Below are 16922 nucleotides of genomic sequence, written 5' to 3' on the forward strand. Positions count from 1 at the left end.
GGTCAGCTATATCTTAGGCGAAGCTTGGCGGTTTGAGAATAAAGGCCCTCAATTGCTACTTAGCAATGAAAGACTTAGCAACAGCGCCTAGGCTTAAGAAAACAAAAAAGAGGATGCCCTTGTGACCCTGCCCAATTCAATTTTAAAACAGCTAAATGCGGTGTTATTGGGTAAGGATGAGCCCGTTCGCCTGTCGCTTTGTTGTTTGCTAAGTGGCGGCCACCTGTTGATTGAAGACCTGCCGGGAACCGGAAAAACCACCTTGTCCCATGCCCTGGCGGCCACCTTGGGGCTGGAATACCAGCGGGTGCAGTTTACCTCTGACATGTTGCCAGCCGACCTTATCGGCGTGTCGATTTACCGCCAGGAACACGGCCATTTTGACTTCCAACCCGGGCCATTGTTCAGTCAGGTTTTGCTGGCAGATGAAATTAACCGCGCCAGCCCTAAAACCCAAAGTGCCTTGCTAGAAGCCATGGCGGAAGGGCAGGTCAGTATCGACGGCCAAACCTATCCGCTGCCTAGCCCGTTTTTTGTTATTGCCACCCAGAACCCGGTCGACCAAGCCGGTACTTATCCGCTACCCGAATCGCAGTTAGACCGTTTTACCATGCGCATCACCTTGGGTTTTCCGCCAGCCGCGGCGGAAAAAAGGCTGCTTAAAGGGGAAGCCCTGGCGCACCAAACTCTCAGCCCACTGCTTGATGTGGCGGGCCTTACCGAGCTGCAACAGGCTGTTGCCAGTGTGCGGGCCTCTGATGACTTGCTCGATTACCTACTGGCGCTGTTAAAAGCCTCAAGAGACATGGCCGAAGTGCCAAGGCCGCTGTCGCCAAGGGCCGGTAAGGCTATTTTGGCGGCTGCCAAAGCCTGGGCTTTTTTAGCCGGGCGCGACTATGTCTTGCCGGAGGATATTAAAGCCATCTTCCCGGCGGTGGCCGAACACCGGTTGAGCCCAGTGGTGCAAGGTGGCCAGCAAGCCTATGCCAGCCTGGTGCTTGGCGCTGTCGATCCGGTACTGACATGAGCCCCTGGCGCAAACGCTGGTTAGCGCGTTTTTTGGCACGCCGGCAGCCGCCGGCAAGCCGCGCTTTACTCAGTAACGCCAATATCTATATTTTGCCCACGCCCTTTGGTTATGCCTTTCTCACTTTGGTGTTGGCGGTATTTTTATTGGGCACCAATTACCAAAATAATCTGGTGCTGCTGCTGGCCTTTTTTCTGGTCAGCCTTTTTACCAGCAGCATGTACTTTACCCACCGTAATTTGGCCGGTTTACGGCTTAACCGCATCAACAGTCAGCCGCAGGTAGCGGGCGATGAAGTGCGCTTGGAAGTGCAGGCCGAAGGCTTGAGTCACTGGGCGCTGGAGTTTCACTTTGAAAATGGCCCGCTGCGCCGCACTGATATAGACGGGTTGCAGCGCTTGGTATTGCTGGCCAGCCCGGGGCCGCGGGGGCGTTATCGGCCGGGCCGGTTAACGGTAGCTTGCCGTTATCCGTTGGGGCTGTTTCGGGCCTGGAGCTACCCAGACCTGGACCAAGTTGTGCATTTGTATCCCAAGCCAGAGCCTTGGCCTCGCGGCCATCAGAGCGCCGGCCAGGGCCAGCAAACCGCTCTGCATCAAGGTGAAGATGACTGGCAGGGGCTTAAAAATTACCAGCCGGGCGACCCACTGCGGCGGGTGGCCTGGAAACAGCTGGCCCAAGGCCGCGGCATGTGGTCAAAGGAGTTTGCCTCACCACAAAGTGACAGCCGCTGGCTGCGCCTTGCTGACATTAAGGGCCGGGATTTAGAACAGCGCCTGGCAAGGCTTGCCTGGCAGGTATTGGATGCTAATGAAAAGCAGCTGTTATACGGCCTTGACCTTGGCGCCATGGACATTGCTCCCGGCAGCGGCCATAGCCACTGCAACCGCTGTCTGGCCGCCTTGGCATGCTTGGGTAAACCTGCATGAGATGGTACCTACCCAGGCGCACCTTACTGCTGCTGATCGCCTCGCAACTCATGGCGGTGCTCCCCACTTGGAACCGGGTAGGGTGGGTACTGGTGGTGCTGAACCTGTTTTGCCTGGCCTGGTGTAGCGGTATCTGCCTTGGCCGCTTTGGCCAGCCGCCGCGCTGGCTGTTGGTGCTGCTGGCGCTAGCCGGGGCGGTTACCCTTGCCTTCAGTCTGCCGGGCAAAGGCGTGTATCTGGCCATGGTGTCGCTGCTGGTGCTCGGGTACAGCCTGAAAGTGCTCGAAATTAAAGCCCCACGCGACTTGTTTGCGCTGGTGCTGTTTGGACTTTTTTTATTGGCCACCAATTTGGTGCGTTATCAGTCGATGGCCATGGCGCTGTATTTGTTGCTGGCGGCCTTGATGCAACTGGCGGTGCTGGTAAGTTTGCACGGCGGCCAGCCGTGGCGGTTACAACTTAAGGGCCTTGGGCGACTGAGTATAGCCAGCCTGCCTTTTACCTTATTGCTGTTTTTACTGCTGCCAAGGCTGTCGCCACTTTGGCAAATGCCCAATGCGCAATCGGCAACGACCGGCCTTTCTGATGTGATGAGTCCCGGGGATTTTTCCTCATTAGCGCAATCAACCGAGCTTGCCTTTCGGGCGGTGTTACCCTGGCATCCTGCTTCCTCAGGGCTTTATTGGCGCGCCTTAACCTTGGAAGACTTTGATGGTAGAAGCTGGCGTCAGGCAAGCTTTCGCCAGCAAGCCGAAGATAAATCCGTGCCTTTTACATTAAGCCCGGGCCAGGATTGGACCTTAATGATGTCGGCCACCAGCAAGCCTTGGTTGCCGGTGCTAGACGGTAGCCAGCCGCTGTCGTCAGAGCTGGTGCTCACCGCCGACCGGCGGCTAGTGACCAAAACGCCGATACTAAAGACCCGCCAGTTTCAGCTGCGCTTGGCTGAGGCAAAGCGCGGCCAAGCGTCGAAGCGGGAGCTGGCTTATAACCGCCGGCCGCCGCCTGATAACCCCAAAACCCTCGCCTTGGCGCAGCAACTTCGCCAGCAATACCCGGCCGATGCGGCGCTGGCCCAAGCCATGAACCGCTACTTTGCTGGCAGCCAGTTTCGTTACAGTTTGTCGCCACCGCCCTTGGGTAAGGCCGCGGTAGACCAGTTTTTATTTGAAACCCACACCGGTTTTTGTGGCCACTACGCGTCGGCGTTAGCGGCGCTATTGCGCGCGGCGAACATTCCGGCGCGTATTGTGGCGGGCTATCAAGGTGGCCAATATTTACCGGAAGGCGACTTTTACGCCCTATATCAATATGACGCCCATGCTTGGGTAGAAGCCTGGCTGCCGCCACAAGGCTGGGTGCGCTTTGACCCCACAGCGCAAGTGGCCCCAAGCCGGGTAAGTGGTGGCTTGAGCGCCATGGCCGCCAACCCGGCTTTTAGTGCCGGTGGTGGTTGGCTTTGGCAGTTAAAGCAGCAGCCGACAATGAAATGGCTGCGCTATCAGGCGGCGTTGATGGATTATCGCTGGAATCGCTGGGTGCTTAACTACGACAGTGGCCGCCGTCAGCAATTATTGGGCTGGTTGCTGGGAAACCATAACGGCCTGAGCGCGGCGCTGTTATTTGGCGGTTTACTGCTGGTGCTGTTGGTGGCGCTGCATTGGTGGACGCGCCGCGACCTGGCGCCGGTGCAAAAGGCGGTAAGCCGCTGCTATCTCAAAGGCTGCGCCAAAACCGGCCTTAACCGCGAACCGGGGGAAGCCCCAGGCGATTTTGCGTTAAGGGTGGCAAGGCTTAAGCCGCAGCTTGCCGAGCCCTGGCAGCAGATAACGGCGCTCTATCAGCAGCTGCGTTATCAGCAAAGTGACGCCGGCTTATTAAAAGAATTAAAAAGACGGGTGCGCGCCTTGCCGCGATCCGCGAAAATAGCCCCATGAAGGATATCAACACCTTAAAAGCACAAGCTGCCAGCAGTTGGCAACGGCGTTTACTGTTGCTGGCTGGCGATAAAGCGCAGCATCTCGAGCAAGCCAAAGCGCTTTTTACAGCCGCCAGGCAACCGCTTTGGCTCGGTGGCGAAGGCATTAAGGCCAATGAAGCGCGGCACTACCTCGGCCAAGAATGTGACTTGCTGGTGGTGGATTGGCATAGCGGCTTGCACCTAAATGCTTTGGGCGCCTTGTCGGGCTGCCTTAGTGGCGGCGGCTTGCTGGTATTGCTCACCCCGCCATTGGCGCTACTGGCAGCGCAAAGCGCGCTGGGTGCTTGGTTGGCATCGCAGTTACGGCAATTTCAGCAGCACGCTGGTGCGCCATACCAGCCTGTAGCTGGCTTAACGGCAGACCAGCAACAGGCTTTGGCGGCTGGCATTAAGGTGCTCAGTGGCCACCGGGGCCGACCCTTAGTGCTGACGGCCGACCGCGGCCGCGGTAAAACTGCATTATTGGGTACCTTGGCGGCCGAGGCCCTTAAAGCCGGGCGCAGCCCTGTTGTGGTAACGGCGCCCCGCTTTGAAGCCTTGGCCCCGCTGTTTGCCTTTGCCAAACAACAATTGCCCAGTGCTGACATGGCCGGGCAGAGCCTGCATTGGCAAGGCCATTGCTTACACTTTTACCCGCCCGACCGCCTGCTGGCTGAAAAGCCCGAGGCGGCATTGCTACTGGTCGATGAAGCCGCAGCCATTCCCACCCCGCAGCTAGATGCTTTTGCCAGTCATTACAAAAGGCTGGTTTTCTCCAGTACCTTGCATGGCTACGAAGGCTCGGGGCGCGGCTTTGCGCTGCGTTTTTTGCCGAAGCTCAAGGCGCGTTATCCCGGTACTCAGCAGTTACATCTGACAACGCCGGTGCGCTGGGCTCCCGGTTGCCCGGTAGAAAAGCTGGTTAACCAACTGCTGTTACTGGCTGCCGAGCCGGATGTTTGCCCCAAAGGCCCGGTGGCGCTGCACTGGTTAACTGCCGCCGAACTGGTGGCCAGACCCACCTGGCTCAAGGCGGCGATGGGGCTTTTGGTCAGTGCTCACTATCAAACTTCGCCTGCTGATATCGAGCATTGGTTAACTGACCCTGCGGTGCAATTTGTGCTGGCATGCCGCCAGGACAAGGTGCTGGGGGTGGTGGCACTGGTGGCTGAAGGCGGCCTTGATGCTGAACTTTGTCAGGCAATTTATCTAGGCCAGCGCCGGCCCAAAGGGCACTTGGTGTTGCAGTCTCTTAGTAGCCACATGGGGTTTAAAGAGGCGCCTTCTTTTACCGGCATGCGGGTGATGCGGATTGCCGTGTCCGAGCAGCGCCAGGGGCTGGGCAGCTGGTTGCTTGAAGAGCTGGAACGCCGTTTTGGTCTACTGCTGGTGAGCTTTGCTGGCGATACCGATTTAGTGCGTTTTTGGCGCCGCGCCGGCTGGCAGCCTTTGCGGCTTGGCACCAGCGTTGATGCGGCATCAGGCTTGGCGTCGGTGATGATGGCGAAAGCGCAAACCGATGCGGCCGCGGTCTTTGTTAGCCAGGTGGAAGCGCGATTTTGGGAAACCTTGCCCTGGCAGCAACCCTTGCCGAAAGAGCTAATAAATGGCCTTTTTCAAGGGGCAAGCAGCCCGCCACTGAGTTCACATGACCAAGCGGAGCTAAAACGTTTTGCCCAAGGCGGCGGCAGTATCGATACCCTGCGGCTGCCGTTATGGCGTTTGGGGTGGCACTTGGCGGCGAAGGGCCAATGCCCAGCGCTGCTGCTGGCACTGCTAAGTGGTACTCCCATAAAACAGCTAGGACCGCGAAAAGCGGTCCTGACTGAATTACGACGGGATGTGGCTCAGCGGGTGCCGTAAACCACGATGGTTTTGCCCCTGGCGTGGATGAGGTTCTGCTCTTCGAGCATTTTTAGCACTCGGCCCACGGTTTCACGGGAGCAACCCACTATTTGGCCAATCTCCTGACGGGTGATCTTAATTTGCATGCCGTCGGGGTGGGTCATAGCGTCGGGCTGTTTAGCCAGATTCAGTAAGGTCTGTGCAATGCGGCCAGCCACGTCAAGGAAGGCCAAATCGCCCACTTTACGGCTGGTAAAGCTCAGACGCTTAGCCATCTGAGTGCTCAGCTTGAACAGGATCTCCGGGTCTTGCTGGATGATCTGGCGAAATTTCTGATAGCTCATTTCCGCTATCTGACATTGACTCTTGGTTCTGACCCAGGCGGTACGCACTGGCTCTTCTTCAAAAATCCCGAGTTCTCCGAAAAAGTCCCCCTGGTTGAGGTAGGACAGGATCATCTCTTTGCCTTCATCATCCTTAATCAGTACCACCACCGAACCCTTTACCACGTAGTAAAGTGTGTCCGCCTTTTCACCCTGATGAATGATGGGGGCTTTGGCACCGTATTGTTTGACATGGCAGTGGGAGAGAAACCGTTCCAGCACGGGGTCGGTAGGTATGCGACCAAGGATTGCCATGGTTTAGCCTCACTTCTAACCATTGAATTTATGGACGTTATCACACTTTCGCAGGGTCGACGTGGAGCATCAAGCACAAAATGATCCTTTCAATGACATTTCGTTGTGGTATCGTTGCGCCCACTTTGGTGAAGGCGGTCTGGAAGCAGCGATGGAAGCGAAGGTTCGGTGGCTTGAGGGGATGCAGTTTTTAGGCACCAGTGGCAGTGGCCACCAGGTGTTGATGGACGGCGATAACCCCGGGAAAGGTGCCAGCCCGCTGGAAATGGTGCTGCTGGCGGTAGGCGGCTGTAGCTCGGTGGATGTGGTGTCCATTTTGCAAAAGGCTCGCCAAGACGTGACCGACTGCGAGGTTGAGATCAAAGCGGTGCGCGCTGACGATCACCCGCGGGTTTTCACCGATATAGAACTGGTTTTCGTGGTAACCGGCCATGGGGTTCAGGAAAAGCACGTTGAGCGTGCTGTTAGCCTGTCCATGGACAAATACTGTTCGGTATCGAAGATGCTGGAAAAGGCGGCCAATGTGCGCCACAGCTACCGCATCGTCGACCTACCGTAACCTGGGCATCAATTCGTTGATGCGTTACACCGTGACGGGCCCGAGCGGCCCGTCGCGGCGTCGTTGTTTTCGCGAATAGCGAATGCATATCAAGGCGCTTCAATGCTTTAGCGTCTCGACATGCAGACCAGCAATGGCTCTGTCTGCCGCCAAGTCGGCATAGGTGTGCGTTGTATTCAAAAGAGTGCAACCCGTGTTAACGCAAGGTCGCCCATGCGGCCAGGTAGGTGAGGAACCCGAGAAGTGGAAGAGTCCAAACTCAAGCTGCACGGCTTTAACAATCTGACTAAAAGCCTCAGTTTCTGTCTGTACGACATCTGCTATGCCAAGACGGAAAAGCAGCGTCAGGAGTACATTGAGTACATTGATGAGCAGTACAATGCCGATCGTTTGACCGACATTCTGACCGAGGTGTGTGACATCATCGGTGCCAATATTCTCAATGTAGCTCGCCAGGACTACGACCCCCAAGGGGCCTCGGTCACCATCTTGGTGTCTGAAGAGCCGCTGAAGGACTCCCAGCAGGTGGATACTTCCGAAAAGCCCGGCCCCATTCCGGCGGACTCTTCCGTAGTAGCGCATCTGAATAAATCCCACATCTGTGTTCACACCTATCCGGAAGTGCACCCCGATGATGGTATCTGTACCTTCCGTGCCGATATCGAAGTGTCGACTTGTGGCGTTATCTCACCACTGAAGGCGCTGAACTACCTTATTCATGCCCTTGAATCCGATATCGTCACCGTCGATTACCGGGTGCGTGGCTTTACCCGCGATGTGCGTGGCACTAAGCACTATATCGACCACGAAATTAACTCCATCCAGAACTTCTTGTCTGAAGACACCAAAAGTCAGTACCAGATGGTGGATGTGAACATGTACCAAGAGAACATCTTCCACACCAAGATGATGCTCAAGGATTACGACCTTAACCATTACCTATTCGGCGTTGATAAGAACGACCTAACCGGTAATGAGATAGAAGAAATCACTGAGAAACTCTGGAAAGAAATGCAGGAAATTTACTACGGCCGTAACATTCCGGACATCAAGTAAACTGCATAAAAAAAAGGGCCGTAACGGCCCTTTTTTGTGGTTGTTAGTGAGGCCAAAGCCTGGCTGGTAGCGGCATCATCGTTAGCGGCGAAAAAGGCTGTTTTTCTCGGAAATCTGCTGATTAAGGGTCCAAAAGTCGTAAAGAATGCCAAAGCCGAACAGGCCTAAGGTCAGCAGATAAATCAGGCCGCTGATGATTTTGCCCTGGTAAAAGCGGTGAAGGCCAAAGAGGCCTAAAAAGGTTAATAACAGCCAAGCGACACTGTAATCGATAGGGCCGGGAATAAAGCGTTGGTCGGCTTCGTCGTCCATGCCTGGAATGAGGAATAAATCCACTAGCCAGCCAATCAAAAACAAGCCGAAGGTGAAAAACCAAAGGGTGCCGGTAATGGGTTTGCCGTAGTAGAACCGGTGCGAGCCGGTAAAGCCGAATAGCCACAGAAGGTAACCAAGGAGTTTGGAGTGCGTATCGGTAAGTTGCATAAGTGGATGTCCCTTCTGTCTTTTTTTAACATCTATCAGCCTAAGCTGAAAACTCTTATAAAAAAACTGCGCACTGCGTAAAAAATACCCGTATAATGCGCGGCCTTTTACGCTACAGAGAGCCGCTATGTCTGCGACCTTTTCCGAACTTTCCTTGCCTCAGCCGATTATGCAAGCCTTGGAGAAAATGGGTTTCGTTACGCCGTCCCCCATCCAAGCCAGTTGTATCCCGCTGCTTATGGAAGGTCGCGATGTTCTGGGCATAGCACAGACCGGTACCGGTAAAACCGCTGCTTTTGGTCTGCCGCTGCTCTCTAGCATCGATACCAACCATGGCGTTCCGCAAATGTTGGTATTGGCCCCAACCCGTGAGCTTGCCCAACAGGTTGCTGGCGCCTTAGAAGATTTTGGCCGTTTTATGACGGGCCTGAAAGTGGTCACCTTGTACGGTGGTTCACCTTTTGGTCCCCAGCGCGGCGACTTGCGCCGCGGTGCTCAGGTGGTGGTTGCTACCCCTGGCCGTTTGATTGACCACTTAGACCGTGGTTCTTTGACCCTGGATACCATCAAAGCGGTGGTGCTGGATGAAGCCGACGAAATGCTGCGCATGGGCTTTATCGAAGACGTTGAGCGTATTCTGGGTGAAACCCCGGACGAGCGTCAGACCGCACTGTTCTCCGCCACCCTGCCGCCGATGATCCGCAACCTGGTTGCCAAATTCATGGGCGACTACCAGGAAGTGAAGGTTTCTGCGCCGGCGCAAACTGTCGATCGCATTACCCAAAAAGGCATGATGGTGTTCGAAGAGCACAAGCCTGCGGTATTGACCCGGGTGCTGGAAGTGGAAGAGTTCGACGCGGCCATCATCTTTGCCCGCACCAAAGACGCCACCGTGTCTTTGGCTGAGCACCTTAACAACAGTGGCTTTAAAGCTACCGCCATGAACGGCGACTTGGGCCAGAAAGAGCGTGAAGCCGCCGTTGAAGCCCTGAAAGATGGCCGCTTGGACATCGTGGTAGCAACCGACGTTGCCGCCCGTGGCTTGGACGTAGAGCGCATTGGTTTGGTGGTGAACTACGATATCCCCCGCGAGCCAGATGCTTACGTGCACCGTATCGGCCGTACTGGCCGTGCTGGCCGTACCGGCACCGCGGTATTGTTGTACACCCCGCGTGAGCGTTTCTTGCTGGGCCGCATTGAGAAAGTGACTCGCCAAAAGGTAGATGCTATTGAGCTGCCAAGCAGCGATACCATTTTCGAGCGCCGTTTAGAGAAACTGAAAACCGGCCTGGCCGCTGCTGAGCATCAACAGCGTCTGGAATTGGTTGCCCGTTTAGGTGAAGAGCTGGAGCTGGACGCTAACGAATTGGCGGCAAGCTTGCTGGCACTGCTGGAAGGCCACCAACCGCTGACAGTGGTGGGTGCCGAACCGAAAATGCCAAGCGCCCGTGGCCCACGTGATGACCGTCCGCGCCGTGAATTTGACCGTGACGGCCGCCGTGGCGATCGTCGCAATGACCGTAACGACCGTGGTGAGCGTCGTGAGCGCCGCTTTGACCGCAACGACGAGCGTCCGCGTCGCGAGCGCAGCGAACGCCCTGAGCGCAACAATGCCGACATGGAAGCGTACCGCCTGGATGTAGGCCGTAGCCATGGTGCTACTCCTCGTCATATCGTTGGCGCCATTGCCAACGAAGCGAAGATCAGCTCCAAGTACATTGGCCAGATTAAAATTCACGACGAGCACAGCGTAGTGATGCTGCCCAAGGGTATGCCGAAGGATATCGAGCGTCAGTTCCAGCGCGTGTTTATCTGCTCGCGGCCGATGAAACTGCGCCTGGTTGATGGCAGCAACAACTGATTGCTCGCCGCCAATGAAAAAGCCCGCATGATGCGGGCTTTTTTTGTGCTGAAGGTTTAGGCTTTTCGGCGCCGCTGACCCATCAGCCAAGCGGGAATAATGGTCAGGAAGAACAAAATCGACACTGCTAAAAAGCCATCTTGGTAAGCCAGCAGCCTGGCTTTTGGCAGCACTACGCGCTCCATGTACTCCAAAATGCCGGGGTTTATTTTCAGTGGCAGGGTGTAACCAAAGGGGTTTCCCCAATGGCTGAAAAACAGCCCCAAGCGCCGCACTTCCTCTGCCAGTGCCCAGTTATCGGTGGTCAGGGTTTGTGCCAGCGCATCGGAGTGCAAGAAGGTACGCCTATCGACCAGTACCGACAGCAAGTTCACCCCGAAGGCACCGCCCAGTTGGCGGATAAAGTTCAGGCTGCCGGCCCCTTGTGCCAGGTATTCGGCTGGCAGTGTCCGCAAGCCCCCTGCGTTTAGTGCCGGTAGCATCAGCCCCAAACCAATGCGGCCAATCAGCACCCAAATTGCCATCTGCAAAAAGGATGTATCAATATCCACCCCTTGCGATAGCCAGCACGACACCCCAAACAGCGCCAAACCGGCGATGATCGGAATGTGCGGTTGCACCTTGTCGGTAAGCTGGCCTGCTAACGGGAAGATAACGGTGAGAATGAGCCCGGCGGGCATCATCAGCATCCCGGAACGGGTGGCGGTGTAGCCCTGCACCGTCTGCAAAAAGAGCGGAACGATGTAAGTTGAGCCGTAGATCCCGGCGCCTAGGGCGAAAGCAACAACACAGGCGGCGGTAAACTGGCCAACACCAAACACCCGCAGCTCTAGCAGCGGGTAGCGGCAACTGAGTTCCCACCAAATAAAGAGCCCGGTGGCGACAAGGGAGCCGACAAAACAGCCAAGAATGCTGTCTGACTGCCAGCCATAGCGCTGGCCATTAGACAGGCCGGTCAGTAGCAAGGTTAAGGCGATACAGAGCAGTACAAAGCCTAACAGGTCAAAAGGCACTCGCGGTTTGTCGGGGCTGTGGTCGCGAGACGGCAGCAATACATTGCCCGCCATGACGCCCAAAACGCAAAAGGGCACCACCACCAAAAACACGTCGCGCCAGCTGTATTGGTCAACCAGAATACCGCCAACGGTCGGGCCAAGGGCGGGGGCTAACACCACCCCCATACCGAAGATCCCCATCGCCTTGCCGCGCTGCTCGGCGGGAAACACCTGCGATACCACCACCATGGCAAAGGGCTGCAGCACCCCGGATGCCGCGCCTTGAATAACCCTGGCCAAGATCACCGTACCGCTACCGGTACTGACGGCTCCTAACAAAGAACCGGCCACAAACACCAGCATGCCAATGTTGAAGGTAGCCTTGTAGCCCAGGTGGTTAATGGCCCAAGCCGTCATCAACATGGTGGCGGTCATGGCGGCCAAAAAGCCGGTAGAAAGCCACTGTATTTGGTCGGTGCCCATACCGAAGGCGCCCATGATGTCGGTCAGGGCGACATTCACGATGGTGGCGGTAGAGGTGGTGGCCATGGTGCCCAGCATCACCGTTAAGGTGATGAGGTAACGATAGCTAGGCCCAAACCGCTGGGCCTGAACCTCAAGCGCCGACATGGATATCCACCTCTACCATCAAGCCAGGTTTGAGGCGCGGGTCGAGATGGTCAAAGTGAATACGCACCGGCACCCGCTGGGTGATTTTGGTGAAGTTACCTGACGGGTTAGGGCTAGGCAGCAAGGCAAACTGGTTGGTGGCGGCATTGCCAACCCGGGTCACGGTGCCGGTGAAGGTGGCATTGGGGTAAGCATCAACATGAATATCAACGGTTTGGCCAACTTTGATACTGCCGATTTTGGTTTCTTTGATATTGGCTTCAACCCACAGCTTGCTTGGGTCGTGAATGAGCATCAACCATTGCCCAGCCTGGGCATAATCGCCGTTGTCGATAAGGGTTTTATCGACCACACCATCAATAGGCGAGAGTAGTTTCAGGTCAGCAATGTTTTGACGAGTTTGCGCCGCTTGCGATTTCAGTGCTTGAATTTGTTGCTGCTCAACCTGAATTTGGCTATTTAAAACCGTGGTTTGTCCCAGTGTTGCCTGGGCTTTAGACAGTTTTGCCTGGGCGGCACTGTAGTCGGCCTGTGCCTGCTGCTGCTGATCGGACGCTTGCAACAGTGCGGTATGGTCGTCGTCCCATTGTTGGTGATTGGTCAGGCCTTTTTTCAACAGCTTGTCGGTACGTTTAAAGGTACTTTGCGCCAGGGTCAGCTGATGGTCGGCGGTATTCATCGACGCCTTGGCGGCTTGCAGGTTGGCTTGCGCCTCGTCAACGGCCGCGCTGTTTTGTTTATCGGTGAGGTCTTTTTCGGCCTGCAACTGGTTGACGGTTTCTTCAGCGGCGCCAATTTGGGCGGTAATGGTACTTAAATCCAAGGTGCTGGTGCGGTCATCAACCACCGCTAACAGCTGGCCTTTTTTGATATGGTCGCCCTCGGTGACCGGACGCTTGGTTACCCAACCGTCCAAGCGGCTGGAGATATTCAACACTTCACCTTCTATACGGGCGTCATTACCGTGAACCTTGCCTGCTTTACTGGTCAGCCAAAGCACAACAACGGCAACAATCACCAGTGCCGAACCCGCGAAGATCCATGTTTTTTTGGATAACCGGCGTGGTGTCGAGGAGGTACTACTCACTGTTTTTTCTCCTTCTCCAGGTTGCATAGGCTTTGCAATATGCCTTTGAGCACGGCCTGGGTTATATCGAGGTCTGATTCGTTGATAGGGCCTAACACCTGCAGCCGAACATCGTTCACCACGTCATCTACTGTTGAGGTGATCTGCCGACCTTTGTCGGTCAGGTGTAAGGTTTTTGCGCGCCTGTCTTCACCTTCTTGGCGATAAATAAATTCTTGTTTTTCAAGCGTATCGAGAATACGCACCAAGGCTGAGCCGTCGACGCCTAACTGGGCGGCTAAATCCTTTTGGCGAAGCGCTGTTTCGTTGCGCTTTATGCACCACAGCGGCAACCAGGTTGCTTGTGTCAGCCCAAAGGGATGCAACTTTTTATCCAGCGTCAGCCGCCACTGGCGGCCGATCTGAGCGATCTGCGCCCCTAGATTTAAATGTTCTGGCTTCATTAGATGCAAACTAAATAAATGACAAGTCAATTATATTGCCGATAACCGGCCCAGATCTAGCTGACGCGGTAAAACGTCTGATTTTCACCATGGCTGGTGTCTGGCAGGCGAAGGGCCACATTGTGGTACTGGCCGAGGCGGAGCGCAATGGCGCGGCCCCAGCTTGAATTGGCGGGGCGCGTAAAGTTAACTCAACGGTTTTGGGCGCTGATGTTATTAAGCGTCAAGGCCGTAACGTTCCAGCTTTTTCAGCAGCCCTTGCCGGGATAAACCCAATTGCCGCGCGGCAGCCGAGCGGTTGCCTTGCTGCTGCGCCAGTGACTGGCTGATAAGGCGAATTTCCAGCGCCCTGACTTGCTCTTCCAGGCTGTCGCCTTGGGCTTCTGTCGCGTCGCTGGTTGGGTACAACAGGGCAATGTCGTCCAGCCTGACCACCTGGCTTTGGCAAATAGCAGCAACCGATTCCAGGGTATTTTTTAGCTCCCTTACATTACCCGGCCAGCTGCGCGCCAAAAACCACTGCCGTGCTGACGGTGAAAGGCGAAGGCTGCGGCCCGAACGGCGGCTCCATTCTGCCAGCAGGTTTTCGCACAAAAGCGGTAAATCTTCTGGGCGGTCATCAAGGGCCGGGGTGTTCAGGTTCACGCCTTTTATCCGATAGAACAAATCTTCACGAAAACTGCCCTCGGCAACCCGTTGTTGCAAGTCAGCATTAGTGGCAGAAATAACGCGCACATCAATGCTTTGCTGTTCGCGCCCACCCACAGGGTAAAAGGTGCCTTCTTGCAGTACCCGCAGCAGTTTTACCTGCATCGACAATGGCATATCGCCAATTTCATCGAGAAACAGGCTGCCTTTATCGGCCATGGTCAGCAGGCCAGGGCGGTCGCGGTCGGCGCCGGTAAAGGCGCCTTTTTTGTAGCCAAAGAGTTCACTTTCCAGAAGTTCTGCCGGAATAGCGCCGCAATGCACCGAGATAAAAGGCCCCTCGGCGCGGCGCGATAACTTATGCAGCGCGCGGCTGACCATTTCTTTACCGGTGCCTGAAGGGCCGGTTACCAACACCGGCACATCGGTGGGGGCAATGCGCTGAATAAGGGCTTTGAGGTTAGCCATGGCCTGGCCAGCGCCGACTAACTCATCAAGCGGCCCCTGGCTGGCTTTACGCAAAAGGCTTAGCTCACGGGTGAGATTTTGCTTGGTCAGTGCCCGGCGAATAACCACCGCCAGCATGTCAGGGTCAACCGGTTTGGCCAGAAAATCCCAGGCGCCTTTGGCCATGGCGGTGAGCGCGAGTTGCCGCTCGGCATGACCGGTAAGAATAATCACCGGCCGGTCGCCAAGGCTGGGTAGGGCCTCCAAGGTGTGGTCCGGGCTCATTTCCGGCGGCAGCGCCAGGTCTAGCAATATCAGGTCGGCATCAAAATCGCTGAGCCGGGCTTTGGCCTCAGCCAGGTTATGGGCGCTTTGCACTTCATAGCCGTCTTCGGTTAGCCAGGCGCTGGCCAGTTCGCAAAAGGCGACTTCGTCATCTACCAGCAAAATGCGGCCTGTCATAAGGGAAACTCCAATTCGAAGGTAATGGGCCAGCCCAAATCGGTGCGCAGTCTAACCGCTCCGCCATGGGCTTGCATAATCCTCTCGACGATGGCCAGGCCCAAACCAGAACCGCCAGGCCTTTTGGTCACAAAGGGCCGGAATAATCGCTCAGTCAGCTCCTCTGCAATGGCGGGGCCATCGTTATGCACGCGAACCACGCGGCCGCTCGCTTCCACAAGGATGCGGCTATTGGCAAAGGCTTTGGCATTTTCTAAGAGGTTAACCAGCACTTGGCTAAGCCGGTGTGGGTCGACATTGAGCTGCAGGCCCGCTTCTATTGCCAGTTCCACGCCTTGGCTTTGTGGCAGACTTTTTACCAGCGCTTCAACGGCAACCGCTTGTTTTTCAATTTGCGGGTTACCGCCGTAGGTTAGTAAGTCTTGGATCAAACGGTCGGCGCGGCGTAGCTGCTCTTGGATGTAACTGCGGGTGTTGTCCTCGGTGCGGGCGCAGGCCATGGCAATGATATTAAGGGGATTACGCAGTTCATGTGCCATGGCCGCAGATAGCGCCCCTAGCTCCACCAAATGCTGCTGGTCCAGGCGGCGCTTTTCTTCTTCGGCCAGTTCCAAAGTGCGCTCTAGGTTGTCGCAAGCACTGGCCAGCAGCGAGGCGAAAATTTCAATTTGCAGGCGCTGGGCAGGCAGCAGCTCTTCACCGCCAGTCACGTTCACCTGCCAAAGCTGGCCATGGCTGTAACAGCAAAGATGCGGGCCTTCATCACTGCCGATTTGGCTGACGGTAATGGCCAGATTAAGGTCTTGTTGCAGCAGCTGCTCGGCATCTTGCATCAGCGTTGGCCAGTCGCTGGCTTGGCGTAGCCGGCTTCGCCAGCGGGCAAGAAGCTGTTCGTCAAGGCGCGCACCGGGGTAAATCAGCTGGCGTACCCAGCGGCTGAGCACCGGGTAAAGCACGGCGCTGGCGGCCAGTATCACCAAGGAGTAGGTCCAGAGCACCAGCCAGGAACGAGTAAAGCCCAGACTGGCGGCAAGTACCGAGGCAACCCCTACCAGCAGCGCCAACCCCAAGCCAATAAGAATGCGGCTGGCCCACTGGTTCACTTCCAGCATCCGGTAGCGCATCACCGCAAACACCAGCAGCAACACGTAACTGGGCAGCGCTAACATGGCGTAAGGGAAGTAATTGATGCCAAGGGACGGGAACACAAAACTCGACGCTAACAGCAGCCCCCAGCCGCCCACCATGAAGATGGCCAGAATAGAGCGCCGTACCGTACTTTTTTGTTCGCCCCAGGCTTTAAGCAGCACCCCGTGGGCGCAGATCCCAAGAAAAACGGTCCAGCCAAGATTCAGCCAGCCCAGCGGGTGCAGGTGAATAAAACCGCTAAAGGGCGGCCAGGGCGAAATGCTGGCACCGCCAAAGAGGCTACACAGGAAAATAAAAGCGCTGGTGCCGTAGCTTAAACGCAGCAGCCTGCGCTTACGGGCCGGGTGCGTTGTCAGGTAGCCCAAGGCGAAATGCAAGAAGGTGTTGGGCATAAAAGGGTTGGCAAGCAGCAGTGGTAATGCCAACCCGGGACTGTAAGGACTGAGCAGATGGCCCAGGCACCAAAGTCCCATCATCGCCACAAAGCCGGCCAGGGGTCGGAGGTCAGTTTGTCGCCACAACCACAATGCCGTGGCCAAGCCGCTCAGCAGGGTGGCACTCATGGCGACTTGGAACACCACCACTAACTCAGGTGTAAACATCGTTGACACTTTCCTCTATTTTGTCGTCAACGCTGTTGACGAACTGGCGGCAGCTTAACGCCGGAAATTGACGTAAATCAAGGCTTCGCCAAGTTGGCACG

14 protein-coding genes are annotated in these 16922 nt (G+C 56.1%); 7 read left to right on the forward strand and 7 right to left on the reverse strand.

Annotated features, from left to right (window positions below; all coding sequences use genetic code 11):
* Window positions 1–121 precede the first annotated feature (121 nt).
* From DW350_RS01775 to DW350_RS01790, 4 genes are read left to right on the forward strand one after another with little or no spacing between them, the layout of a single operon-like run.
* Entirely contained in the window at window positions 122–1027 is a 906-nt protein-coding gene (locus tag DW350_RS01775) for an AAA family ATPase (protein WP_115717204.1), read from the forward strand.
* The gene (locus DW350_RS01780; RefSeq protein WP_115717205.1) at window positions 1024–1956 is read left to right on the forward strand and encodes a DUF58 domain-containing protein; all 933 of its coding nucleotides are present in this window, start codon (window positions 1024–1026) and stop codon (window positions 1954–1956) included. The genes DW350_RS01775 and DW350_RS01780 overlap by 4 nt, the downstream gene beginning before the upstream one ends.
* Window positions 1953–3893, forward strand: coding sequence for a transglutaminase TgpA family protein (locus tag DW350_RS01785; protein ID WP_115717206.1), 1941 nt, complete (start codon window positions 1953–1955; stop codon window positions 3891–3893). Before DW350_RS01780 ends, DW350_RS01785 begins: the two co-directional genes overlap by 4 nt.
* A complete protein-coding gene (locus DW350_RS01790) occupies window positions 3890–5779 on the forward strand; it encodes a tRNA(Met) cytidine acetyltransferase TmcA domain-containing protein (RefSeq protein WP_115717207.1) in 1890 nt (629 codons plus the stop codon). Before DW350_RS01785 ends, DW350_RS01790 begins: the two co-directional genes overlap by 4 nt.
* On the opposite strand, the gene crp is transcribed toward DW350_RS01790, so the two are convergent.
* Window positions 5764–6399 carry a cAMP-activated global transcriptional regulator CRP gene (gene crp / locus DW350_RS01795; protein WP_115717208.1) on the reverse strand — a complete coding sequence of 212 codons (636 nt, stop codon included), beginning with the start codon at window positions 6397–6399 and terminating at the stop codon, window positions 5764–5766. The two genes, DW350_RS01790 and crp, sit on opposite strands and share 16 nt — an antisense overlap.
* 151 nt (window positions 6400–6550) lie before the next feature.
* Here crp and DW350_RS01800 point away from each other — a divergent pair, with 151 nt between their 5' ends.
* Window positions 6551–6958, forward strand: a complete 408-nt coding sequence (locus tag DW350_RS01800; RefSeq protein ID WP_115720529.1) for an OsmC family protein — start codon at window positions 6551–6553, stop codon at window positions 6956–6958.
* Between the two features lie 243 nt (window positions 6959–7201).
* Window positions 7202–8014, forward strand: a complete 813-nt coding sequence (gene speD / locus DW350_RS01805) for an adenosylmethionine decarboxylase (RefSeq protein ID WP_115717209.1) — start codon at window positions 7202–7204, stop codon at window positions 8012–8014.
* 81 nt (window positions 8015–8095) lie between these two features.
* On the opposite strand, the gene DW350_RS01810 is transcribed toward speD, so the two are convergent.
* Window positions 8096–8497, reverse strand: a complete 402-nt coding sequence (locus DW350_RS01810; RefSeq protein ID WP_115717210.1) for an NINE protein — start codon at window positions 8495–8497, stop codon at window positions 8096–8098.
* A 127-nt stretch (window positions 8498–8624) separates the two neighbouring features.
* Here DW350_RS01810 and DW350_RS01815 point away from each other — a divergent pair, with 127 nt between their 5' ends.
* On the forward strand, window positions 8625–10358 hold the full coding sequence (locus DW350_RS01815; protein ID WP_115717211.1) for a DEAD/DEAH box helicase: 1734 nt from the start codon (window positions 8625–8627) through the stop codon (window positions 10356–10358).
* A gap of 56 nt (window positions 10359–10414) precedes the next feature.
* Here the strand turns inward: DW350_RS01815 and DW350_RS01820 are convergent, their stop codons facing one another.
* The 5 genes from DW350_RS01820 to DW350_RS01840 all read right to left on the reverse strand — a co-directional run bounded on the left by DW350_RS01820 (window position 10415) and on the right by DW350_RS01840 (window position 16821).
* The gene (locus tag DW350_RS01820) at window positions 10415–11983 is read right to left on the reverse strand and encodes an MDR family MFS transporter (protein ID WP_115717212.1); all 1569 of its coding nucleotides are present in this window, start codon (window positions 11981–11983) and stop codon (window positions 10415–10417) included.
* Window positions 11970–13070: an HlyD family secretion protein gene (locus tag DW350_RS01825; protein WP_226911368.1), complete on the reverse strand. Its 1101-nt coding sequence runs from the start codon at window positions 13068–13070 to the stop codon at window positions 11970–11972. Before DW350_RS01825 ends, DW350_RS01820 begins: the two co-directional genes overlap by 14 nt.
* The gene (locus DW350_RS01830) at window positions 13067–13513 is read right to left on the reverse strand and encodes a MarR family winged helix-turn-helix transcriptional regulator (RefSeq protein WP_115717214.1); all 447 of its coding nucleotides are present in this window, start codon (window positions 13511–13513) and stop codon (window positions 13067–13069) included. The genes DW350_RS01825 and DW350_RS01830 overlap by 4 nt, the downstream gene beginning before the upstream one ends.
* Before the next feature lie 216 nt (window positions 13514–13729).
* Window positions 13730–15070 carry a sigma-54-dependent transcriptional regulator gene (locus DW350_RS01835; protein ID WP_115717215.1) on the reverse strand — a complete coding sequence of 447 codons (1341 nt, stop codon included), beginning with the start codon at window positions 15068–15070 and terminating at the stop codon, window positions 13730–13732.
* Window positions 15067–16821, reverse strand: coding sequence for a sensor histidine kinase (locus DW350_RS01840; RefSeq protein WP_115717216.1), 1755 nt, complete (start codon window positions 16819–16821; stop codon window positions 15067–15069). Before DW350_RS01840 ends, DW350_RS01835 begins: the two co-directional genes overlap by 4 nt.
* Between the last annotated feature and the right edge of the window lie 101 nt (window positions 16822–16922).

Source organism: Gallaecimonas mangrovi (genome assembly GCF_003367375.1).
In the GTDB taxonomy this organism is placed as follows: Bacteria; Pseudomonadota; Gammaproteobacteria; order Enterobacterales; family Gallaecimonadaceae; genus Gallaecimonas; species Gallaecimonas mangrovi.